General features: G+C 65.6%; 20 protein-coding genes. 4 read left to right on the top strand and 16 right to left on the bottom strand.

What is annotated here, in order from left to right:
* Nucleotides 1-25 precede the first annotated feature (25 nt).
* Nucleotides 26-1,267, bottom strand: coding sequence for an ABC transporter substrate-binding protein (locus EAE28_RS07795; protein WP_164736575.1), 1,242 nt, complete (start codon nt 1,265-1,267; stop codon nt 26-28).
* Nucleotides 1,268-1,460: 193 nt separating this feature from the next.
* Here EAE28_RS07795 and EAE28_RS07790 point away from each other — a divergent pair, with 193 nt between their 5' ends.
* Both EAE28_RS07790 and adh read left to right on the top strand, forming a co-directional pair.
* On the top strand, nt 1,461-2,459 hold the full coding sequence (locus tag EAE28_RS07790; protein ID WP_425466763.1) for a helix-turn-helix domain-containing protein: 999 nt from the start codon (nt 1,461-1,463) through the stop codon (nt 2,457-2,459).
* A gap of 133 nt (nt 2,460-2,592) precedes the next feature.
* Nucleotides 2,593-4,113 carry an aldehyde dehydrogenase gene (adh, locus tag EAE28_RS07785; RefSeq protein ID WP_127105255.1) on the top strand — a complete coding sequence of 507 codons (1,521 nt, stop codon included), beginning with the start codon at nt 2,593-2,595 and terminating at the stop codon, nt 4,111-4,113.
* 48 nt (nt 4,114-4,161) lie between these two features.
* Here adh and EAE28_RS07780 read toward each other — a convergent pair whose 3' ends face one another.
* From EAE28_RS07780 to EAE28_RS07755, 6 genes are all read right to left on the bottom strand, one after another.
* Nucleotides 4,162-5,043: a TauD/TfdA dioxygenase family protein gene (locus tag EAE28_RS07780; RefSeq protein WP_127105254.1), complete on the bottom strand. Its 882-nt coding sequence runs from the start codon at nt 5,041-5,043 to the stop codon at nt 4,162-4,164.
* An 18-nt stretch (nt 5,044-5,061) separates the two neighbouring features.
* Complete coding sequence (locus EAE28_RS07775; RefSeq protein WP_127105253.1) at nt 5,062-7,032, bottom strand: TRAP transporter permease; 1,971 nt, start codon at nt 7,030-7,032, stop codon at nt 5,062-5,064.
* Between the two features lie 90 nt (nt 7,033-7,122).
* Nucleotides 7,123-8,328 carry a TAXI family TRAP transporter solute-binding subunit gene (locus EAE28_RS07770; RefSeq protein ID WP_127105252.1) on the bottom strand — a complete coding sequence of 402 codons (1,206 nt, stop codon included), beginning with the start codon at nt 8,326-8,328 and terminating at the stop codon, nt 7,123-7,125.
* 67 nt (nt 8,329-8,395) lie between these two features.
* Nucleotides 8,396-8,815 carry an aconitase X swivel domain-containing protein gene (locus EAE28_RS07765; protein ID WP_127105251.1) on the bottom strand — a complete coding sequence of 140 codons (420 nt, stop codon included), beginning with the start codon at nt 8,813-8,815 and terminating at the stop codon, nt 8,396-8,398.
* Nucleotides 8,812-10,086, bottom strand: coding sequence for an aconitase X (locus EAE28_RS07760; protein WP_127105250.1), 1,275 nt, complete (start codon nt 10,084-10,086; stop codon nt 8,812-8,814). Before EAE28_RS07760 ends, EAE28_RS07765 begins: the two co-directional genes overlap by 4 nt.
* Nucleotides 10,087-10,105: 19 nt before the next feature.
* Complete coding sequence (locus EAE28_RS07755) at nt 10,106-11,446, bottom strand: FAD-dependent oxidoreductase (protein WP_127105249.1); 1,341 nt, start codon at nt 11,444-11,446, stop codon at nt 10,106-10,108.
* 178 nt (nt 11,447-11,624) lie between these two features.
* Between EAE28_RS07755 and EAE28_RS07750 the strand changes: the two genes are divergently transcribed.
* Nucleotides 11,625-12,554 carry a LysR family transcriptional regulator gene (locus tag EAE28_RS07750; protein WP_127105248.1) on the top strand — a complete coding sequence of 310 codons (930 nt, stop codon included), beginning with the start codon at nt 11,625-11,627 and terminating at the stop codon, nt 12,552-12,554.
* Between the two features lie 15 nt (nt 12,555-12,569).
* Here EAE28_RS07750 and yghX read toward each other — a convergent pair whose 3' ends face one another.
* The 4 genes from yghX to EAE28_RS07730 form a co-directional block, all read right to left on the bottom strand.
* A complete protein-coding gene (gene yghX, locus EAE28_RS07745; protein ID WP_127105247.1) occupies nt 12,570-13,457 on the bottom strand; it encodes a YghX family hydrolase in 888 nt (295 codons plus the stop codon).
* Nucleotides 13,458-13,547: 90 nt separating this feature from the next.
* A complete protein-coding gene (locus tag EAE28_RS07740) occupies nt 13,548-14,024 on the bottom strand; it encodes a hypothetical protein (RefSeq protein WP_127105246.1) in 477 nt (158 codons plus the stop codon).
* Nucleotides 14,025-14,026: 2 nt separating this feature from the next.
* On the bottom strand, nt 14,027-14,701 hold the full coding sequence (locus EAE28_RS07735) for a dienelactone hydrolase family protein (RefSeq protein WP_127105245.1): 675 nt from the start codon (nt 14,699-14,701) through the stop codon (nt 14,027-14,029).
* A 70-nt stretch (nt 14,702-14,771) separates the two neighbouring features.
* A complete protein-coding gene (locus tag EAE28_RS07730; RefSeq protein ID WP_127105244.1) occupies nt 14,772-15,455 on the bottom strand; it encodes a phosphoribosyltransferase in 684 nt (227 codons plus the stop codon).
* 78 nt (nt 15,456-15,533) lie between these two features.
* On the opposite strand from EAE28_RS07730, the gene EAE28_RS07725 reads away from it, so the two are divergent.
* Complete coding sequence (locus EAE28_RS07725) at nt 15,534-16,697, top strand: M20 aminoacylase family protein (RefSeq protein WP_127105243.1); 1,164 nt, start codon at nt 15,534-15,536, stop codon at nt 16,695-16,697.
* Here the strand turns inward: EAE28_RS07725 and EAE28_RS07720 are convergent.
* The 5 genes from EAE28_RS07720 to EAE28_RS07700 are packed head-to-tail and all read right to left on the bottom strand — an operon-like array spanning nt 16,687 to nt 21,598.
* Complete coding sequence (locus EAE28_RS07720) at nt 16,687-17,586, bottom strand: nucleoside hydrolase (RefSeq protein WP_127105242.1); 900 nt, start codon at nt 17,584-17,586, stop codon at nt 16,687-16,689. The two genes, EAE28_RS07725 and EAE28_RS07720, sit on opposite strands and share 11 nt — an antisense overlap.
* Nucleotides 17,583-18,902, bottom strand: a complete 1,320-nt coding sequence (locus tag EAE28_RS07715; protein ID WP_127105241.1) for an amidohydrolase family protein — start codon at nt 18,900-18,902, stop codon at nt 17,583-17,585. The genes EAE28_RS07720 and EAE28_RS07715 overlap by 4 nt, the downstream gene beginning before the upstream one ends.
* Nucleotides 18,899-19,960 carry an ABC transporter ATP-binding protein gene (locus EAE28_RS07710; RefSeq protein ID WP_127105240.1) on the bottom strand — a complete coding sequence of 354 codons (1,062 nt, stop codon included), beginning with the start codon at nt 19,958-19,960 and terminating at the stop codon, nt 18,899-18,901. The genes EAE28_RS07715 and EAE28_RS07710 overlap by 4 nt, the downstream gene beginning before the upstream one ends.
* Before the next feature lie 11 nt (nt 19,961-19,971).
* Nucleotides 19,972-20,760 (bottom strand): ABC transporter permease, encoded by a 789-nt coding sequence (locus EAE28_RS07705; protein WP_127105239.1) that lies wholly within the window; start codon nt 20,758-20,760, stop codon nt 19,972-19,974.
* A gap of 1 nt (nt 20,761) precedes the next feature.
* Nucleotides 20,762-21,598, bottom strand: coding sequence for an ABC transporter permease (locus EAE28_RS07700; RefSeq protein ID WP_127105238.1), 837 nt, complete (start codon nt 21,596-21,598; stop codon nt 20,762-20,764).
* Nucleotides 21,599-21,683 lie beyond the last annotated feature (85 nt).

The following is a 21,683-nucleotide window of genomic DNA, read 5'->3' as shown; positions in this document are numbered from 1 at the left end:
GCACCGGGCCACCCGCCGGGCAGGATCACTCAGCCCAGTGCGGGGTCTGGTACTCGGCCTCGGCCAGTTCGGCGGGCAGGATGATCGTGTGGTGGTTGTCCTGCACCTGATAGATCAGATGCGGGATGCCCTCGGCCATGACATCGGTTTCCCACGGGTAGTTCAGCGGGCGCTGCTGGTCGCGGTCGAAAGTATAGGTGCCCGCAAGGCCCTGATAGCTGAGGTGGCGGATCGCCTGACCCACGGCGTCGAAATCGGCGGGGTCGGTGGTGCGCCAGACTTCAGCCAGCATCTGGATCGTGTCATAGCCCGAGGCCGGATAGACCTCGCCCATGTTCTCGCCATGCAGCGCCATATAGGCGTCGCGGAAGGCCATGCCTTCCTCGGTACGCGGGGTGCCCAGGACCGTACCCCAGATCATCCCCTCACCCGCGCCGCGCGCAAGGTCCAGGAATTCGGGTTGGCTGGGGCCATATTGCAGATAGACCAGCGAGTCGGGCGTGGGGTCATAGGCGAATTGCTGGGCAAAGGCGGCCAGCTCGGCGGCGATCCAGTGGCTGACAAAGATCACGCCCGCGCCCTCGTCCTTGAGCGCGTTGATCACCGGGGTCCAGTCCTGCACGGGGAACTGGATGTCGGTCACCTCGGCCAGCTCCCACCGGCCATCCGATTCCGCGATGGCGCGCTGGGCGGCCTGACTGATCACCTGTGTATAGGCGATCTGCTCTTGCACGATGTGGATGCGGTGGTTGGCCGGGCTCCATTGGCCGCTGGCCTCAAGCTGGTCCAGATAACGGATAAAGCCGTAGCCGTACCACGTCTCGTCAGGGTCGATCATGAAGATGTTGCGATACCGCTCGGGGTTCTGGGCGACCAGTTCGACCGACGAAAGCGAGGTGTTGCCGTGCATATAGGGTACGCCGCTGGCAGCGGCAGCATCCATCGCGGGCTGCGGGATGATCACGAAGGCCGAGGCAATCGCGCTGACGCCGCGCGCGTTCAGGGCCTGAAACGCGCCCACGGTGCCCTCGGGCGAGAGCAGGTCGATATCGACCACCTCGGCGCGCAGCATGCGCCCGTTGACGCCGCCCTCTGCGTTGATGTCGTCAATCGCCATCTGCGCGCCGTTCAGCCAGTCGGCATGGTCGGCCACGCCGACGACGCTGGACTGCGCGGTGGGGATGCCGATCAGGATGTCTTGGGCAAAGGCGGGGGTTGCAAGGGTAAGCGCCGCTGCGGCGGCGTATCCGGCCAGTCTGGTGGTCATCGTCTGTCTCCCGGTTGTTTTTGTTATTTGACTGTTACGAGACCATGATTCGGACGGGTGGCCTATGATGCAAATGCACCCAATCGGGCGGTCTGAGCGTTTATAATAAGGGAAAAGCCGCCGTGGCAGGCTGCCTTCGGCCCCCCTATGCGACCAAAGCACGCCAGTCGCGCACGCTAAGCGCGATTGTCCGGTGATCCGGGCGCAGGTATCGTGCCGCGCAGGAGGGGCCGCCATTTCACGCCACAGTCACCATATCGACCGGGTTCTGGAATCGGTCAGTTCAGGCTCGGCCGCCGCGCGGTCGGCGCTGGCAGCGTCGTGGCATCGTTCGGTCCAGCACCACGGGCTCGATCCGGCCGAGCATCGCGAAGCCCGCAGGGTCGGCACCGATGCGCTGACCGCCCGCAGGGCGCAGCTCGACAGCTTCCTTAACGTATCGCGTCCCAAGCTGGATCAGCTGTTCGGCCTTGTCGGCAGCTCGGGCTGCGGGGTGCTCTTGACCGACGCGGACGGGATCGTGCTGGAACAGCGCTGCTCGGACTCGGATGCGGCGGTGTTCCAAAGCTGGGGGCTGGCGCTGGGCGCGGACTGGAGCGAGGCGCACGAGGGGACCAACGGTATCGGCACTTGTCTGGCCGAGAAAACGCAGGTGATCATCCACCGCGACGAGCATTTCTTCGCCCGCAACATCGGTATGAGCTGCATGGACGCGCCGATCTTTGGCCCCGACGGCCGCGTGCTGGCGGCGCTCGACGTGTCCTCGGCCCGCGCCGATCAGACGGCGGGCTACAACCGGCTGATCGCGGCGATGGTCACGCAGACCGCGCGGGCGATCGAGGCGGATTATTTCCGTGCGTCCTATCCCGGCGCGCGCATTGTCGTGGCGGGGACAGATGAGGCCGATGCGGCGATGCTGATTGCCGTGGATGCCGATGATCTGGTGATCGGTGCCACGCGCGGCGCGCGGCGGGCGTTCCGTCTGGAACTCAGCGGCGCGCTGAAACCGCGCCCGGCGTCGGACCTGTTTGGCCGTGAGGATGGCCCGACCGGCTTTGAGCGCGCCGAGCGCGCGGCGGTCATCCGTGCGTTGAGCCGTGCGCAGGGCAATGTGACCGAGGCGGCGCGCGCGCTGGGCGTGGGCCGCGCCACGCTCTATCGGCGGATGAAACGCCTGAGCATCGGCGAATAACCCGCGCGAAGTGTCTCAGTTCTGAGACGCCTTGTCGCTGCGTTCCTCTGCACCCCCCTGACGACTCGGCCCCCCTGCTGACAGCCTGTGTGCAGTCCGGGCGGGGGAGCCCGGTGTTTCAGGAGGAAATACCATGAACGAGATGACTCAGGCTGAAAGCCGCTTCGCGTCGCCCTTCAAATCGCGCTACGACAACTTCATCGGCGGGCACTTCGTGGCCCCGGTCAACGGGCGCTATTTCGACAACGTGACGCCGATCAGCGGCGCCGTGGTCTGCGAAGTCGCTCGCTCGGACGCCGCCGATATCGCGCTGGCGCTGGACGCGGCGCATGCGGCGAAAGAGGGTTGGGGCAAGACCTCGGCCACGGAACGCTCGAACATCCTGCTCAAGATTGCCGACCGGATCGAGGAAAACCTCGCGCTGATCGCCACGGCCGAGACCTGGGACAACGGCAAGCCGATCCGCGAAACGATGGCGGCTGACATTCCGCTGTCGGTCGATCACTTCCGCTACTTCGCCGGCGTCCTGCGCAGTCAGGAAGGCACCATGTCCGAGATCGACGCCGACACCGTGGCCTATCACTTTCACGAGCCGCTGGGCGTTGTCGGCCAGATCATCCCGTGGAACTTCTCGATCCTGATGGCGGCGTGGAAACTGGCCCCGGCGCTGGCGGCGGGCAACTGCATCGTCATGAAGCCTGCCGAGCAGACCCCCGCCGCGATCATGGTGCTGGTCGAACTCATCGCCGACCTGCTGCCCGCCGGTGTGCTCAACATCGTCAACGGTTTCGGGGCCGAGGCGGGCGACGCGCTGGCGCGCTCAGGCCGGATCGCCAAGATCGCCTTTACCGGTTCGACCGCGACGGGCCGCAAGATCATGGAGGCCGCGACGGTCAACCTGATCCCGGTCACGCTGGAACTGGGCGGCAAGTCGCCCAACATCTTCTTTTCCGATGTGATGGCGCAGGATGACGCGTTTCTGGACAAGGCGGTCGAGGGTTTCGTGCTGTTCGCCTTTAACCAGGGCGAGGTCTGCACCAGCCCCTCGCGCGCGCTGATCCAGGAAGATATTTACGAGGAGTTCATCGCCCGCGCCATTGCCCGGGTGAAGGCGATCAAGCAGGGCGACCCGCGCCTGCCCGACACCATGGTCGGCGCGCAGGCGAGCCGGGCGCAGCAGGACAAGATCCTGTCCTATCTGCAGATCGGTGTCGAGGAAGGGGCCGAGGTTCTGGCCGGCGGCGCGGCGGCGTCCTTTGACGGCGAGTTGTCGAACGGGTTCTATATCCAGCCGACGATCCTGAAGGGCCACAACAAGATGCGCGTGTTCCAAGAGGAAATCTTTGGCCCGGTCGTGTCGGTGACCACCTTCAAGGACGAGGCCGAGGCGCTGGCGATTGCCAATGACACGATGTACGGGCTGGGCGCTGGTGTCTGGACCCGCGACGGCACCCGCGCCTACCGCTTTGGCCGGGCCATCGAGGCCGGGCGCGTCTGGGTGAACAACTACCACGCCTATCCGGCGCATGCGGCCTTTGGCGGCTACAAACAGTCGGGCATCGGGCGTGAGACGCACAAGATGATGCTGGACCACTACCAGCAGACCAAGAACATGCTGGTCAGCTACAACCCCAACAAGCTGGGTTTCTTCTGATCCCAGACACGAACCCCCAAGGCGCTTTGCGCGCCTTGGGGAACTTAATCAGCCCGCCATGTCCATCTCGGACGGCTCCACGTCCAGCGTCGTCGCCCGGCGCAGCTCGCGCGGTTTGGTGACGTCGAACCGGCGGCCCCGGTGCAGCATGCAGCGGTTGTCCCAGATGACCAGATCGTTGGGTGCCCATTTGTGGGCATAGACGAACTCGGGCTGCGTCGCGTGTTCCAGCAAGTCGAGCAGCAACATGCGCCCCTCGGCCAGCGTCATCCCCTCGATCGCACAGGCATGCACCCCGCCGAACAAGGCCTTGCGCCCTGATCCGGCATGGGTGCGCACCAAGGGCCACGTCACCGGTGGCATCATCGCCTTTTGCTCGTCGGTGTATTCGGTATCGCCCAGCAGAAAGCGCGAGTGCAGCGCGAAATGCTCGGCTTGCAGCCCGTCGATCTCGGCCTTCATGGCGTCCGGCAGCGCATCATAGGCCGCGCGCAGGTCGGCAAATTCGGTGTTGCCGCCTTCCTCGGGCACCCGCACCGCCGCCAGCATCGAATAGCGCGCGGCGGGTTTCTGGAACGAGCTGTCTGAATGCCAAAGCTGGTTGGCGATGTTGCTGACCAGCTTGCGGTCCGTGCGTTCGACCGGCGCGCCGTCGGCGCTGACGTTTGAGATGTCAGCCAGCTCGACATGTTCCATCCGGTCGGCCTGCTTTTTCACCCGCTTGAAGCCGATGTCCAGCGGGCCAAAGGATTTGGCCAGATCCAGCTGCTGCGTCTGGGTCAGCGGCTGGTTGTGGAACACCAGCACGCCGTATTGGTTCATCGCGGCGTTGATCGCATCCACATCGGCTGCGCTCAGCGGTTTGGACAGATCGACGCCGGTGGCTTCGCCGACAAAGTGTTTGTGGATCTGGGTGACGGACAGGGTCATGGAAATACTCCTTGAAGGTCAGGCGCGCTGCGGTTCGGACGGCGCGGGGATGGGGGCCGGGCGCAGCGCCAGCAGGGCTGCGAGGATCACGAAACCGACCACGGTGCTGGACCATTCGGGGAAGCCGATCAGCAGCCCGGTGGCCAGAATGGGCAGCCGGGTCCAGGTGCGCAGTCGGCCGAAGAAGGCCAGCTGTCCCTCGGACGCCCCGGCGATGACGATGATCGCGATCACGTTCAACACCAGCCAGATCGCCGTCAGATAGAGCGGGCCCTGGAAGATCAGCGCAGGCTCGAACAGGAAGAAGATCGGCACGAAGTACAGCACGATCCCCAGCCTTGCCGCATGCATGCTGGTCTTGAGCGGGTCACTGTCGCTTATTCGCGACGCCAGGAACGCGGCCAGCGCGACCGGCGGGGTGATCGCGGCGAGCGTGGCGTAATAGGCGATGAACAGGTGGATCGCGAGGGTGTTGAGGCCCGCGATCTGCTCCAGCGCCGGGGCAAGGGTCAGGGCCAGCATCAGATAGGCCGCGACGATCATGCCCAGCATGCCGAAGATGATGCAGACCGCGACGCCGATGGCCAGCACAGGCACCACCGAATCCCCGCCCATCCGCACCAGACTGGCGGCGATGACCGGGGCGACGCCGGTGGCCATCAGACCGCCCAGAATGAAGCTGGTCGGCAGCAACAGCGCGATGGTCTGGCTGAGCAGCTTGCTGATCTGGAAGAACAGCTCGGGCACCCGGTTCAGCCGGATCCGCAGGCGCGGGTTCACAAAGGTCAGCGCCAGCAGCAGGGCCGAGGCATAGAAGGGCGTCAGACGCTCCCAGCGCATGAAGACCAGACCCCAGACAAGGAAGGCCAGCACCAGCAGGAAAGGCCAGCCTTCCTTGATCGTCGGCCAGAGCTTGGGCAGCTCGGATTTCTCCAGCCCCTTGAGGTTATGGCGCACGGCATAGCCGTCCACATGCATGTAGAGGCCGAAGTAATAGAGCAGGCTGGGGATGATCGCGGCGACAACGATGACGCTGTATTCGGTGTTGGTGAAATCGGCCATGATGAAGGCGACAGCCCCCATCACCGGCGGCATCAGCATTCCGCCGGTCGAGGCGCAGGCCTCAAGCGCACCGGCATAATGGGCCGGGAAGCCGGCGCGTTTCATGCTGGGGATGGTGACCGAGCCGGTCGAGACCACATTGCCAAAGATCGAGCCGCTGAGGCTGCCGAAAAAGCCGCTGGCCAGCACGCTGACCTTTGCCGGACCGCCGCGCGCCTGACCCATCATGGCCATCGCCAGTTTCAGGAAGAAATCGGCGGCACCCGTGGCCACCAGCAACGCGGCAAGGATCAGAAAGCCGATGATCAGTTCACCCACCACGCGGGTGACGACACCCAGCATCGCATCGCCCGAATAGACGTTGAACGCCAGGGTGCGCGACAGCGAGGTCGGCGGCGCCCACAGGATGCCGGGCATGTATTCGGCAAACACCGGATAGAGCGCCAGAAACGCCACGATGAACAGGAAGATATAGCCGCCCGAGCGCCGCGCGGCGTCAAGGATCAGCACGAAAATGCACGCCGCGACTACCAGTTGCCACGTATAGGCGACGGGAACCCAGGTCTGCATCACCAGCGAGCGGCTGACATAGGCCATGAAGATCGTCAGGCCAAAGATCGCCAGCGCGGGCAGATAGCTGGCCCATGTCACGCCGTTTTCGCGCCCGTAAGCGGGCAGCAGCAGAAAGGCCATCGGCAGGAACATGGCCATCAGGATGAAATAATAGGTCAGGTCGAGCAGCGGGTAGAGGCCGAAGATATAGACCACCGCTGTCGCCACGCCGATGGCGGACATGATCAGCGTCACGGCGCGCACGGCGACGGGCATGGTCATGAAACGCTCGGTTGTGCGGTCCATATACGCCTCGGGCACGGTGCCCGGTGCCAGCTGTGCGTCCGGTGTCTGGGGTGTCAAATCGCTGGGCATGGGGGCCTCCTGATCACGGGGCGGATCGTCTTGAGGGTATGAAAAAAAGGGCGAGGGCCGACGGCGCGGATTGCGCCGTCGGCCAAGAGGTCAGGGCAGGGCCAGAACCATTTCGCCGTAGCTTTGCGTCACGCCAGCATCGGCCAGAGCCTGTTGCCAGAACTCGACCCAGGCGGCGTTCTCGGGGTTGGTATCAATCCCTTGCGCCTGTGCGTCGGCCACAGCCTGCTCGAACAGCGCCACGCGGGTTTGCGCCATCTCGACCAGTGCATCCTGATGAGCCTGATACGCGGGCGTCCAGACGCCGATTTCCTCCAGATACCGGATCGCGCCGGGATGCAGGGGCTGCAGGGCACCGGCCTCGATGAACGCCACAAGGCTGTCGACGCTCATCATATTGGCGTGGGTAAAGGCCTCGCGGAAGGATTCATGCTCTTCGGTCAGCCATTTGAGCAGCTGGTAGACCAGTTCCTCATCCTCGTCCGCGCGGACGTGGTTGGCCTGAAAGGCATGATCCATGGGCACGCCGATGGACGAGGTAACTCCGGCCACCGTTTCGCGCGGGACATAGCCCGGCTGGAAGGCGCGGTAGCGGGCAAAGGCCTCGGGGTCAGCGGAGGGGTCGGGCAGCGCCAGCCAGCGGACACCGCTGGGCGCTGCCTCTGCCTCGTAGCTGGGACCGGACAGCGGCGAGGTGAAGGTCACATCGGCGCGGCCTTCGACGACGATACGGGTGTTGGCTCCGTAGTTGCCGACCTCGACCAACTCAACGTCGCTGGCATCAAGCCCGTTATAGGCCAGCAGCGCGTTGACCCCGGCGACCAGAAACGACGAGCTGGGCGAGAACGAGATTCGCGTGCCCGGCCCGATGTCGGTGATCGACTGGATGTCGCTGTCGCCGCGCACCATGTAGCCCCATGGCGTGACCATGTTCATGTTGGCAACGCGGGTATCCGCCGGTCCGGCCATAGGCGAAGCGAAGCCTTCGACCCCGTCCATCTGGTCGAAATAGTCCGACGCCTGCAGCATGGCGATGCGGCCCTCGTCGGTGTTGAGCCATTGCACCCGCGTAAAGCCGTTGGGTGCGGGCAGAACCCGCGCGCGTGAGCCGGTCTGTGCGGAAAATTCCGACGTCCACGCCACGGCGAGCGAATGGTTGGCCGTGCCGACAATCGGCGTGATGACGTTGATGAAGCGCGGCCACTCATAATCGTCGTCTGCCGCGGCACTGGTCGCTGTCACAAGGCCAAGCGCCATCATCGCGCCGCCGATCTGTGACCATCTGGATACTGTCATGTGTCTATTCCTCCCTAAATCGTTCTGTTGTTCAGACGGTCCTCCACCGTCGTCTTGCCGTTCGGTCTCAGCCCTTTCGTTTGGTGACTGTGATGGTGCCTGCGTCGGCGTCGATCTCGACCCAGTCTCCGGTCTCGATCACCGTCAGCGGGTCCTGGTCGCAATCGGTCATGGCGGGGACGCGTGTCACCACGGCCCCCAGCGCGATCTTGGTGGTCATGCGGGTAAAGATCATCGCCGCCGGGGCGACGCCGTTGATCCGCGTCATGTGGAAATAGGCCGACCAGCCGGACGAGCCCTTGGCCCCCGGAAACACCAGGATCTTGCCCGCAAAGGACTGATCGCGCAGCTCATGCTGCAATTCGATGACCGTGCCGGTGCTCTCATTAATGCCGCCCCAGCCCGAGATCGTCTGCGAGGTGACCATGGCCTCGCCAGCGGCCTTTCCGCCGACCACCTTGCGCCCGGTGAGTGTGAGTGTGCTCATCCCGCCACCCCCTGCCATTCGCCGGTGACGGCGGCGTTGATGCAATCCGAGACCGTGCCGAACCAGCCCTGCACCTTGGTGATCGCGGGCAGGTAATGCGCCTGCTTGGCGCTGTCGGTGGCGATGACGCGCACCCCGGGCGGCATCCGGCGCGAGATCGCCGGGCAGGTATCGCTCATCACCACGCCGCCTGCGGCCTCGATGATCTCGCAATAGCCGCTGCGTTCGGCGATCTGGCGGATCGCGCGGGGGGTATGGACCCACAGCGCGACATCGGCGTGGATGCGCTTGCCTTCCAGCATATGCGCGATCAGCGCCATTTGTTCGATCGAGGCATGCGGGCAGCCCAGCATGATGAAATCGACCTTGCGGTCGGTGGCGTTCTGTAGCCGCTCGTAGGTCGCCAGCCGTTCGCGCGCGCCGTAGCGGATGGTGCGCACAGCGCGTTTGGGGCCAAACGCCTCGGCCACCGAACGCGCCTCGGGGGTGACGCCGGGGATATGGTACATCTCAACCCCGCCGGACGAGGCCGCCGCTGCGCCGAAATGCTTGAGCTTGACCAGATTGGGCTGGTGCGAGATGCCGTTCAGCACGGGGATATTCTCTTCGACCTCGCCGCCGATGAAATAGCCCAGCACGCCCCAGTCGGCCATGTCGTCGACCTCGATATCCAGCTCGATCAGATGCGAGCCGAAGCGGTTTTCGGGCAGGTGATAGCCCCAATACGGGATGCGCCCGGTCAGCGCGGCAGCGCCGGTGCTTTCCTTGCCCTCGACATTGGTGCGGGCACCCAGAACGCTGTTGCAGTAGATGACGGCCGAGGATTCCATCCACGCGCAATGCTCGCCCAGCACCGGCACATTGCCGACCTGATAGGGCGTGCAGGTGGCCATAAGGTTCACGCCACGCTTGCCGAGGAATTTCTCGGACTCGCGCTGCATGCGGGCCAGTTCGGGATCGACGCCCTGCAGTTTCCAGTTGTCATTGTCGATGCCGGTGATCAGCTGACAGGTTGGCACCGCCATATGTGGGATGTCCACAGTGTCATCGCTGTCGAGGTTCAGCTCGGAATAGACCCGGTGAAAGCCCTTGGCGGCAATCGGCGCGATGGACGGCGTTGACGCGTTGAACGCCCCGGCGACATTGGCCGTCTCGACCAGCCGCTCGGCTCCCAAAGCCTCGCCATAGCGTTGCAACAGGTCCATGGCGCGGGCCTTTGCCGGGCCCTGATCGCCGTTCAGCAGGGATTTCTCATAGTCTGTCAAATACATGGGGTCGCCTTTCTTGGCTTCAGGCGGTGACCGGGTTTGCCAGTTGTTCAGGCGTCCAGCGATAGTCGCGGCGCTCGACGTTGTCCGACACGCGCTCGCGCAGTTTCGCGCGGTCGATCTGATGCACCGAACCCGAGCCCGCCAGATCCAGCGCCTGCGCCGCCGCCATGCCCATCGCCATACACGGCCCCATCACCCTCACGCTGGACAGCGCGGCACTGTCAGCGTCGATGCAGCGCCCGGCGGCAACGAGGTTGTGACATTCCGGCGAGATCAGGCTGCCCAGCGGGATGTAATGCACATGGTCCTCATCAAAGGTGATCCAGTGGTGCCCGTCGCCGTGGTCGTGCAGCTCAATAGGCCAGGCGGTGCGGCCAATGGCATCGTCGAACTTGGTGCCCGCCTTGATCTCTTCGACCGTCAACTGGTGCTGGCCGACGATCCAGCGCGTCTGGCGGATACCGGGCAGACCGAACGAGCGCACACGGGCGGCACCGAAACACTCGGGGAATTCGGCGCGCAGGAAATCGACGGCGATCGAGGCCTGCTGCTTGCCCTCAAGCGCCTTGATCGACGCCTCGACCGGGTCCAGCGGGGTTTCGACATGGGTCATGTTCATCGCGACGATGCCGCGACCGGGGATGGTAAAGCCCAGCCCCTCGCGCCGGGTCAGCCCGTAGGCATCGCCGCGCTCTTTCATCCGCGCGCTGATCGCCTGCTTCGAGGGCTGCGCGGCCTCATTGATGTTTTCCAGCACAACCATCTGCGTGCCGAACACCTTGTGATTTTCCGGCTCGCGGCACGCCAGCCCGGCCTGCCACGCCAGCGCGGCATCGCCGCTGGCATCGACAAAGCCCTCAGCCTCGACCGTCACAGCGCCGTAACGGGTCATGAACTGCGCGCTCAGGATACGGCCATTCTGCACATCGGTGGCCATCAGCGTGGCCCCCAGCACGGGCTGGATACCGGCGGTCAGGATGCTGCTTTCGACCCAGCGACCCAGCGCCACCTCGTCGTAATAGACCACCGTGGTGGTCGGCCCGTTGCGATAATGCAGCGCCTGATCCTGCGCGCCCAGCGCGTTCAGGATGTCATTGGCGATGCCATAGGTGAACTGATACCCATGCGTGCCGTTTGAAAACAGCCCGCAGAACGTGGCGATGATCGAGTTGACCGCCTGCCCGCCCAGCGCGGGCTGGCTGTCCACCAGCACCACACGACGGCCCAGCTTTGCGGCCTCCAGAGCCGCCGCCACGCCGGAAATCCCCGCGCCGACCACGCACACATCCGCCACCAGCTTGCGCGGCGCAGGCGCGTTCCGCCGGACCTCGATTGTCCCCGTGTTGGGAGAACCCCCCATAAACCTAACCTCCCAAATTCCTCAGTGGTTGCGCCCTGCCTCCCTGCACGGGGTCCGATCCTGAGATCGGGCAACCAGAAATTCATTGTTAACGAATCGATTTTGATGAAAAAGATCTATATCGACGCGTCAGCTTTCGCGGATCGCGAAAGGGACGGGGCGCGGCTGGGGGGCTTTCATGGATACGCTCGACAATATCCGCACGTTTCTGGCCGTGGCGCGGCACGGCAGCTTCTCGGCCACCGCGCGGGCGCTGGATACCGTGCCCTCGGTCGTCTCAAAGCGCGTCTCGCAACTGGAGCACCAGTTGAAAACACCGCTCTTCGTGCGCTCGACGCGTGAGCTGGCTCTGACCGAAGCGGGCCGCGTCTATAGCCTGCGCTTTCAGGCCGCTTTGCCCGAACTGGACGCGGTTCTGCACGATGGCTGGGGGCCGCGCAGCGCGCTGCAGGCGCATCTGCGGATCAAATGCCCCACGACCCTGTCGATGTACTATATCGGTGACGCGCTGGTGAGTTTCCGCAGCGCGCATCCGGGGGTGCGGATCGAGCTGGTGTTGATGGATCGCTCGGTCAATCCGATCGAAGAGCGCTTTGACATTGCCATCGGTGCGCTGCCGACGACCTACACCAACGTCGTCGATATTCCCCTGTGCGGGATGAAACGGCTGCTGGTCGCCTCGCCCGACTATCTGCGGACCCATGGCATGCCCGATCACCCGCGCGATCTGGCGGGGCGGGAGTGCAACGTCTTCGCCGCAACCGGCGCAACATGGGTGTTCGAGGGGCCGTCCGGCACGGTCAGCGTCGAGGTGCAAAACAGCTTCACCGCCAATGACAGCACCATGCTGCTCAAAGCGGTCGAGCATGGCCTCGGCTTTGCGACGCTGGCCTCCTACATCGCGCAACCGGCGGTCGACGCGGGGCGGATCGTGGCGGTGCTGCCCGACTTCCGGCTGCCCGATTTCACCATCAAGGCGATGGTGCCGGATAACCGACGGCTGAATCCGGCGGTGCAGGTCTTGCTGCAACACCTGATCGACGCTTCGCAGGACGCGGTCCAGCGGGCAAACACGCTGTCATCCGTGCCGCACGCCTGGGTTGGCTGAGGGCGCAGAGCGCCGTCAGGTCAGATAGATCGTGAACCACGTGAGGGTGCGCTGCCATGCCAGTGCGGCGGCGGCTTCGTCGTAGCGCGGCGTGCTGTCGTTGTGGAACCCGTGGTTCACATGGGGGTAGATATGGGCCTCATAGACCTTGTCGCTTTCGATCAGCGCGGCTTCCATCGGCGGCCATCCTTGCAGGATACGCTCGTCCAGCGCGGCGTAGTGCAACATCAACGGTGCCTGGATGCGGGGAACGTCGGCGGCATCGGCCTGACGGCCATAGAACGACACGCCAGCGGCCAGTTCAGGATAGGCCACCGCCAGCGCATTCACCACGCCGCCGCCATAGCAAAAGCCGACAGCGCCGACCTTGCCGGTGCAATCCTCACGCGCCAGCAGGTGCTCGAACCCGGCGAAGAAGTCGTTCATCAACTGCGTGCCGTCGACCTGACTTTGCAACGCGCGCCCCTCGGCGTCGTTGCCGGGATACCCGCCAACCGAGGTCAACCCGTCCGGCGCCAGCGCCATGAACCCGGCCTTGGCCAGACGGCGGGCGACGTCTTCGATATAGGGGTTCAGGCCGCGGTTTTCGTGGATGACCAGCACCGCCGGGAGTGGTCCCTCGGCCGAGGCCGGGCGCACCAGATAGCCGCGCACGTCGCCGGTGCCGTTCGGGCTGGGGTAGGTGATGGTGTCGGCGGTGATCTCGGGGTCATCGGCGCTGACCTGCTCGGCCAGCGCGTAATCGGGCGACAGCATCCCCAGCAGGGCACCCGCCGTCACGCCGCCAATCGCGTATTTCCCGGCGCGGTCCAGAAATTCGCGCTTGGTCAATTTGCCATGGGCGTAGAAATCGTAGAGATCGAGCAGACCTTGATCGAAATCCTTGGCCGTCATGCGCGTCATCTGCGGTCCCTCCCCGGGTGATCCTATGGATCAGAGATAGGACAGATTGGCCCAAGTCACGCGGCTGGCCATGCGCTGACGCAAGCGTGATCAGTCCGTTGTGGCTGGCGGCACAACGGTACGCCACCAGTCCAGCGCCGCTTGCAACAGCGGTTGCATGGGCAGGTTCTCCGCTTGGGTCACCAGAAACAGCCGTGGCACCGTGCCTGCATTATACAGGCTGACCATCAGATCGCCGACCGGCAGGCTGGCGAAACCTTCGGGGGGGATTTCGGTGGCGATCAGCGCAAGATGCGGGCCGTTCGCGCTGCAGGCGGTCAGGTCCATCAGCGGCCCGAAGGCCGGATCGGCGGCCCGCAAGGCGGCGCGGAAGGTCAGGATGTCACCCGCCCGCCCCAGGGTCGGGGGCAGGGTTGAGCGCCGCGCATGGGCCAGATCCGACAGGCGGTCCAGCGCCACGGCGGCGTGCAGGGCATGGCGGGCAGACAGCGGGGCGTTGCGGCTGTCCGTGACCGCCTGAACCGCTGCCTGCCATCCGGCGGCCAGCGCCGCGTCCGTGCGCGCCATGCTCAGGCGAGGTGCCGGGCGAAGAACTCGGCGGTGCGGGCGAAGGCGACAGTCGCCGCCGGGGCATCGAAGGTCGGCTTGCGCTCGTCGTTGTAAAAGCCGTGATCGGCGTCATAGACGTAGATCGGCAGCTGCGGATAACGGGCACGCAATTGCTCGACCTGCTCCAGCGGGATACCCGCATCGCGGTCGCCGTAATGCATCTCGATCGGAATCTGCGGGGCGGCGTCGATATAGTTCATCACCCCGCCGCCGTAATAGCCCGAGGCCGCCGACAGCCCCATCCCGGCATGCGCCGCGCGCCAGGTCAGCATGCCGCCGAAACAATAGCCGGTGACGCCGACCTTGCCCGCTTTGGCGGCCTCGGTCACCGCCGCTTTCACATCCAGCAGCGCCTGATCCAGCGCGAAGCTGCCGATGAAACTGCGCGCCTTGGTGAACTGCTCGGGCGAATAGTCATCGGTGAAAAAACCCGGCATCGCCCGGTCCTGAACGGCGGGTGCGATGGCCAGATAGCCAAGCTGGGCGAAACGGTCGGCGGTGCTCTGGATCTGGTGATTGACGCCAAAGATCTCTTGCAACACCACGACACCGCCGCGCGGCGTGCCCTCGGGCTCGGCCCGGTAGGCGCGCAGCGGGACGTTATCCTCGGTTGGCAGCGTGATGAACTCGCCCATGGTGTCTCTCCCGTTAACTTAGAATTTGGCGCGAGCAGAGCAAAGTTTGCCGCAGGGCGCAACCGGCCTTTCAGGCCGCGTCGTTCACGAACCCGCCGTCCACCGCGCGCAGGATCGGCGTTGCGAAGACACCCTTGACCCGCTCAGGCCCCGGCACCGTCTGCCGCCACTTGGTGCCTTGTTCCATTGCGACGGCAACGCCGACCGGCGCGATCCCGGCCTTGTCCAGCAGCCTCAACACGGCTGCCAGAGAACTACCGGAGCTGACCACATCGTCCACCAGCAGCACCCGGCGGCCTTGCAACAGGGGCAACATGCGCGGGTCCAGATAGATGTCCTTGCCGCCGCCGGGGGTGGTGATCGACTTCAGGGGCTCGCTGAGGGCCTCGTCGTACCAGAATTTGCGCGAGGTGCCCAAAGCCACCATCCGCGCATGGCCAAACCGCCGCGCCAGCGATGTGGCGAGCGTCAGGCCCAAAGTCGGAACACCGATCACCACGTCGGCCTTTGCGTCGGCCCACAGTGCCGCCATCCCCTCGACCAGCGCGTCATGCACAACAAACGAGGCCTGATTGACGATCAGCGAGGCGACCGCCTGCGTGCCATCCCCCGGCAGCACCCGGATCGGCAGCAGGATCTGGCGGCCATCGGGCAGCGTAGCGGGGTAGTGGTGAGTGTGGACGGTGCCGGAGCCGGTGGCATAGCTACCCGGCGCAAAGATCTGCTGCCAGAAGTCGTGCGGGGCGAGCGTCATGGCGGGTCTACCTCTGGCATTCGGCGGGGGGATGGGTCACTTTGCGGTATGGCAAACTCCCTGACCGATTGGCAAGACATGTCCGCGACCCTTCCCGATGATGAACAAGCGATGCTGGTCGCCCTGCGCCACGATCTGCACGCGCATCCCGAATTGGGGTTCGAGGAAACCCGCACTTCCGCAATCGTCGCCGAGAAACTGGCCGAGGCGGGTATCGAGGTGCATCGCGGGCTGGGTGAAACGGGCGTGGTCGGCACGCTGCGGCGGGGTAACGGGCACGGGCGCATCGCGCTCAGGGCCGACATGGACGCGCTGGCGATGCCCGAGCACACGGGCCTGCCCTTCGCCAGCCAGAACCCCGGCCGGATGCACGCCTGCGGCCATGACGGGCACACGGTGATGCTGCTGGGCGCGGCGCGGCAGCTGGCGCGGGACGGGGGCTTCAACGGCACCGTCCATTTCATCTTCCAGCCTGCCGAAGAAGGACGCGGCGGGGCGCAGCGCATGGTTGCGGACGGGTTCTTCGAGCAGTTCCCGGTTGACCGCGTCTATGGGCTGCACAACATGCCCGGCCTCGATCCTGACGAGATGGCGGTGGTTGAGGGGCCGCAACTGGCGTCCTCGGACCGCTGGGAGGTGGTGTTTACCGGCACCGGCACGCATGGCGCCAAGCCGCATCTGGGGCGCGACGCGATCACGGCGGCGGGGGCGTTTCTGACGGCGATCCATACCATCGTCGCGCGGGTGGTCGATCCGCTGGCCCCCGCCGTGGTCAGCGCCTGCGCGCTGTCGTCGGGGGATTTCTCGGCGCTGAACGTGATCCCCGAGACCGCGCGGGTCGGCGGCACGGCGCGGGCTTATTCCCCCGATGTGCGCGACCAGCTCGAGGCCGAGCTGACCCGCATCGCCGAAGGTATTGCGGCGACCTATGGCGTCACGGCCAACTTTGACTACCGGCGCGGCGTGCCGCCGGTGGTCAATGACCCCGACGCCACCGCCCGCGCCCTGAAAGCCGCGCAGCGCGCGCTGCCCAAGGTGCGCCGGGCCTTCCCGCCCTCGACCGCAGGTGACGATTTTGCCGTTTTCTCGCAGCAGGTGCCGGGGTGCTATGTCTGGCTGGGCAACGGCCCGGCCGTGGACGGTGCGCTGCATCACAACACGCGCTATGATTTCAATGACGCGGCGATTGCCTCGGGCGTGGCGTTCTGGACCGAGCTGGTCCGCGCTGAGCTTAACGACTGACCGAACGGCACAGCCCTGCCCACAGGGTTTCGCGCGCGGCTTCGGCGTCAATCCGCATCGCCACATTGATGGCGGGGCGGGCGTTGTCGGGGACCAGACGGCCCGGATGCCCGGCAGTATCGACGCGCAGGCGCATCGGGTCGATGCCGAAGATCTGCGGCGCCAGCGCCAGCAGCATCACGCATGGGTCATGCAGCGGGCGGGATTCACGGGTCGAGCCGGTGAAATACGCCTCGATCAGCGCGGCGGCGGTGGTGGCCGCAGGCGTTCCGGCGGCGCGCAGCTCGGCCAGATGGGCAGGGGTCGCGCGGAACTGACGGGTCACGTCGAGCGGGATCAGCGTGAACGGCACGCCCGCGCCCAGCACGATATCGGCGGCCAGCGCGTCGGCGGCGAGGTTGAACTCGGCGTAAGGGCCAGCGTTGCCCTGCTCATGGATCGTGCCGCCCATGGCGATGATACCGCCCAGCCGGGCAAAGGCCGCCGGGTGGTCGCGGGCCAGCAGCGCAAGGTTGGTGAGCGGGGCAAGGGCGAGGATCGTCACGCTGCCCGCCGGTTCGGCCATCAGATGCGCGGCCATGAAACGCACGGCATCCGGCAAAGCCTGCGCCATTGGGTCGGGCAAGGTCACGCCGCCCAGCCCGTCCGCGCCGTGGATCGCCTCTTCGCTCAGGCCCTCACCGGCCAGCGGCCCCTCGGCCCCCTGCACCACTGGCACATCCGCGCCGCATACCGCCAGCAGCCGCAGCGCGTTGTCGGTGGTGCGGGTGATGCCGATGTTGCCCGCGACGCTGGTGATCGCCTGCACATCAAAGCCCGGCGCGCCCAGCGCGAAAAGGATCGCCACCGCGTCATCCAGACCGGGGTCGGTGTCGATGATGACCTTCATGAAACCCTCGCGTCGATGGCGGCCATTTCGGCCTGAAACTGCCCGGCGATCTGCAGCGCGTCGGCCATGACTTTGGCGGGCTCCAGCGTGGTGACCTGCCGGTCGCGCATCAGCCAGTTCCCCGCCACCATCACGTCGCGCACATCGCTGGCCATCGCGGCATAGACCAGCATCGAGAAGACATCGTAAACCGGGTGCAGGCGCGGCGCGTCCAGCGAGATGCGGATCAGATCCGCCTGCTTGCCGGGTTCGAGCGAGCCAATCCGGTCGTCCAGCCGCAGCGCCCGCGCGCCCTCGATGGTGGCCATGCGGATCACCTCAGTGGCAGGCAGCGGGCCGCGCGAGTGGCCGAGGATCTTGGCGAAGATCGACACCGGGGCGAACTGCGCGAACAGGTCCAGCGTGTTGCCGCTCATCGGCCCGTCGGTGCCGATGCCCACGGCGATGCCCGCCGCGCGCATATCCTCAACCCGCGCCATGCCGCGCCCGCCCTTGCCGTTGGCACGCGCGTTATGCGCGACACCGGCACCCGAGGCGGCAATCAGCGCGATGTCGGCGTCATCGACCAAGAGGCAATGCGCTGCCAGCGTGCCGGGGCGCAAGAGGCCGGTGGCGGCGGTCAGCGCGGTCGTGGTCATGCCGTGCTCGCGCTGGGCCCAGGCGACCTCGGGCTCGGTTTCGGCCAGATGGATCTGAATGCGGGTGTCGGGGTGGTCGTCGTGCCAGCGCGCGGCACGTTCCATCAGCGCGGGGCCGGTGGAATAGGGCGCATGCGGCGCGATCGAGGCGGTCAGGCGCGGGTGCCCGGCCAGCCGGTCGGCCAGCTGATCGCAGAGCGCGAAGCCCTCATCGAAACTGGCGTGGTCGGGCGCGGCGAAATCGGCGAGCGTCTGGCCCAGCACGCCGCGCAGGCCCGCGCGGTCCATGACCTCGGCCACCACGGTCTCGAAGTAGTACATATCGGCGACGGTGGTGACGCCGCCCTGAATCGACTCCAGCGCCGATAGGGCCGTGCCCGCGCGCACCATCTCGGGCGAGACGAATTTGCGTTCCAGCGGCAGGATGTAGCGGAACAGGCGGTCGTCCACATCCTCGCCCAGACCGCGAAACAGCGACATGGCCAGATGGCAATGCGGATTGACCATGCCGGGCATGACCACATCGCCGCCCATGTCGATCACGGTATCAGCGGGGGGCGGGGTGCCGCTGCCCATGGCTTCTATCCGGTCGCCGTTGACCAGCAGCCAGCCGTTGCGGTGCTGGGTCAGGCCCGCGTCCATCGTCAGCAGCCAAGCGTTGGTGAGCAGGGTGCTCATTCCGGTTGCAGGATGGCGCATTGCTCAGGGTTCGGCGTCAGCCGGACGGCTGCACCCGCGTCCAGCGGTTGCGACAGGGCGCTGTTGGCAACGACGGACAACCCGCCCGCCTTGGCCTGATACTGATACGCCCGGCCCAGATAGGTGCGCAGGCCCAGCGTTGCGGGCAGGCCAGATGCAGCAGGGTCGGTCGTCACCACCAGCCCGTCGGGGCGCGTGGCCAGCGTGAAGCGGTCAGGGATCGGGCCGAGCTGGTCTTGCGACAGTTCCAGCACCGCGCCCTCTGCCGTCTGCGCCGTGACGAGCGCGCCGTTGCGGGCGCTGACGGTCAGCGGGATCAGGTTCTCGAACCCGACGAAATTGGCCACGAAGGCATTAGCCGGGCGCTGATAGAGCACCTCGGGCGTGTCCAGCTGCATGATCCGGCCCTGATGCATGATCGCCACGCGGTCCGAGATCGAGAACGCCTCTTCCTGATCATGCGTCACATAGAGCGCGGTGGTGCCATTGGCGCGTTGCAGTTGCCGGATCTCGACCCGCATATCGACGCGCAGTTTGGCGTCGAGGTTGGAGAGCGGCTCATCGAACATCAACAGCGGCGGCTCGATCACCAGCGCGCGGGCCAGCGCCACGCGCTGCTTTTGCCCGCCCGACAATGCCGCAGGCAGCCGGTCGGCCAGATGCGCCAGCCCCACGCGGTCGAGCATCGCATCGGCGCGTTTGAGGCGCTCGGCGGTGGCCACTTTGCGCTGTTTCAGCCCGAAGGCCACGTTCTCACGCACCGTCAGATGCGGGAACAGCGCATAGTTCTGAAACACCAGTCCGATGTCGCGCTGATGGGCGGGCAGGCGGGTCAGATCCTTGCTGCCCAGCGTGATCCGCCCCGAGGTCGGTTGCAAAAACCCCGCCACCAGCCGCAGCGTCGTGGTCTTGCCGCATCCCGACGCGCCCAGCAGCGAGACAAGCTCGCCCTCGGCCAGCGACAGCGAGAGGTCTTCAAGCACCTTGGTGGTGCCGTAATGGGCGGTGATGGCGTCGATGGTCAGGGGCAGGGTCATGGGCTTTGGTCTTACTTGGCGACGATGGCCAGGCCGAGCGTGCGCTCGACGATGATCATCACAATGATGGTGAGCAGCATCAGCACGACCGAGACCGAAGCAATGGTCGGGTCGAAGAATTGTTCCATATGCGCCAGCAGCTGGATCGGCAGGGTCGAGATGCCGGGGCCGGTGAGGAACAGCGATACCGAGACGTCGTTGATCGAGGTGATGAACGACAGGATGAAGGCGGCGATGACACCCGATCGGATGTTGGGCAGCACGATGGTGAAGAACGTCTTCGCCGGGTGCGAGCCGAGGCTGACGGCTGCCTCTTCAATCGAGAAATCGAAGGACGCGAGCGAGGCTGACACGACGCGGATCACGTAAGGGATGACCAGCAGCGTGTGGCCGATGAGCAGCGCGTACCACACCGGAATGCCCGCCTGCACCGTGACCGAGCGCAAGAGCGAGAAGCCGATGACGATCTCGGGCACGAGGATCGGCAGCACGAACAGCGTCGACAGCCAGCCCGGCAGCGCAATCCGGTAGCGGTTGAGCGCATAGGCCGCGGGAATGCCGATCAGCAGCGCGATCGAGGTGCCAAGAATGGCCATTTGCAGCGAGGTGACGATGGTGCGGCGAAAGGCCGAGATTTCCCAGATATTCTCGAACCAGCGCAGGCTCAGGCCCTGCGGCGGGAAGGTCAGATAAGTCGTGTCCGACAGCGAGGCGCCGAAGATGATGATCAGCGGTCCCAGCAGGAACAGATAGATCAGGATCGTGAAGGCGATCAGAACGGGGTGGATGCGGTTTGTCATGTCAGGTCGCCATCGGGTTCAGGCGGCGCGCGAGCCGGGTCATCACCAGCACCGTGGCCACGATGACCGCCAGCATGATCGCGGCGACCACAGCCGCGCCGGGCCAGTCAAAGGCGACCATCGCGCGTTGTTGCAGGAAGGTGCCCATCATCATCTGCCGCGATCCGCCCAGCAGATGCGGCGTCGCGTAAGAGGTGAAGCTGGCCGTGAACACAAGCACCGCGCCGACGATCAGACCGGGCACGGCCAGCGGCAGGGTGACTTGCACAAAGCTGGCCACCGGTCCCGCGCCCAGCGAGGACGAGGCTTGCAGCAGATCCTCAGGGATATTTTCCAGCACGCCGACCAGCACCAGCACCATCAGCGGCACAAAGATATAGACCATGGCGACGATCACCGCGCCGGGGGTGTAGAGCATGCTAAGGGGCGCCTCGATCATCCCCGTCCAGAGCAGGAATTCGTTGATCATTCCCTGACGGCCCAGCAGCACCAGCCACGCGAACGAGCGCACGACAACACCGGTCAGCAGCGGGAATACCGCCAGCACCACCAGCGTGGATTTCATCCACGGCGGGCAGCGTGCGACGACATAGGCGGTCACCAGACCGGCGGCGAGCGAGATTACCGTGACCCAGCCTGCCACCTCGAACGTGCGCCACAGGACGCGGCGCTGAAAGGCCGAGTCAAAGAAATTGGCGTAGGGTTGGACGATGCCCCAGGGCCCGCCATCACTGGGACCAAAGGTCATGCCGATGGTCGCGGCGACCGGGAGCACCAGCAACAGGGTGATCGCCAAGGTCGCGGGGCTGGCCAGCATCCATCCGGCTATTCGTTTCATAAGCGTATCCAGCGATGCGGCCCTGACCGGGCCGCCTTGGTCAGAAAAGGCCGGTCCCGGGGGTTGCGGGACCGGCCAAGGGGCT

This window comes from Pararhodobacter zhoushanensis (assembly GCF_003990445.1).
Lineage (GTDB): Bacteria > Pseudomonadota > Alphaproteobacteria > Rhodobacterales > Rhodobacteraceae > Pararhodobacter > Pararhodobacter zhoushanensis.
Note: the sequence above shows the minus strand (reverse complement) of the source record. Positions and strands in the feature narration are given on the sequence as shown.

Coding starts and splice junctions, on each gene's coding strand:
- EAE28_RS07775 (WP_127105253.1), bottom strand. CDS start 7,032: ATGCCCAGCGATTTGACACCCCAGACACCGGACGCACAGCTGGCACCG.
- EAE28_RS07705 (WP_127105239.1), bottom strand. CDS start 20,760: ATGACAAACCGCATCCACCCCGTTCTGATCGCCTTCACGATCCTGATC.
- EAE28_RS07760 (WP_127105250.1), bottom strand. CDS start 10,086: ATGTATTTGACAGACTATGAGAAATCCCTGCTGAACGGCGATCAGGGC.
- EAE28_RS07725 (WP_127105243.1), top strand. CDS start 15,534: ATGTCCGCGACCCTTCCCGATGATGAACAAGCGATGCTGGTCGCCCTG.
- EAE28_RS07770 (WP_127105252.1), bottom strand. CDS start 8,328: ATGACAGTATCCAGATGGTCACAGATCGGCGGCGCGATGATGGCGCTT.
- EAE28_RS07720 (WP_127105242.1), bottom strand. CDS start 17,586: ATGAAGGTCATCATCGACACCGACCCCGGTCTGGATGACGCGGTGGCG.
- EAE28_RS07735 (WP_127105245.1), bottom strand. CDS start 14,701: ATGGGCGAGTTCATCACGCTGCCAACCGAGGATAACGTCCCGCTGCGC.
- EAE28_RS07795 (WP_164736575.1), bottom strand. CDS start 1,267: ATGACCACCAGACTGGCCGGATACGCCGCCGCAGCGGCGCTTACCCTT.
- EAE28_RS07730 (WP_127105244.1), bottom strand. CDS start 15,455: ATGACGCTCGCCCCGCACGACTTCTGGCAGCAGATCTTTGCGCCGGGT.
- EAE28_RS07750 (WP_127105248.1), top strand. CDS start 11,625: ATGGATACGCTCGACAATATCCGCACGTTTCTGGCCGTGGCGCGGCAC.
- EAE28_RS07765 (WP_127105251.1), bottom strand. CDS start 8,815: ATGAGCACACTCACACTCACCGGGCGCAAGGTGGTCGGCGGAAAGGCC.
- EAE28_RS07715 (WP_127105241.1), bottom strand. CDS start 18,902: ATGAGCACCCTGCTCACCAACGCTTGGCTGCTGACGATGGACGCGGGC.
- adh (WP_127105255.1), top strand. CDS start 2,593: ATGAACGAGATGACTCAGGCTGAAAGCCGCTTCGCGTCGCCCTTCAAA.
- EAE28_RS07755 (WP_127105249.1), bottom strand. CDS start 11,446: ATGGGGGGTTCTCCCAACACGGGGACAATCGAGGTCCGGCGGAACGCG.
- EAE28_RS07780 (WP_127105254.1), bottom strand. CDS start 5,043: ATGACCCTGTCCGTCACCCAGATCCACAAACACTTTGTCGGCGAAGCC.
- EAE28_RS07710 (WP_127105240.1), bottom strand. CDS start 19,960: ATGACCCTGCCCCTGACCATCGACGCCATCACCGCCCATTACGGCACC.
- EAE28_RS07740 (WP_127105246.1), bottom strand. CDS start 14,024: ATGGCGCGCACGGACGCGGCGCTGGCCGCCGGATGGCAGGCAGCGGTT.
- EAE28_RS07700 (WP_127105238.1), bottom strand. CDS start 21,598: ATGAAACGAATAGCCGGATGGATGCTGGCCAGCCCCGCGACCTTGGCG.
- yghX (WP_127105247.1), bottom strand. CDS start 13,457: ATGACGCGCATGACGGCCAAGGATTTCGATCAAGGTCTGCTCGATCTC.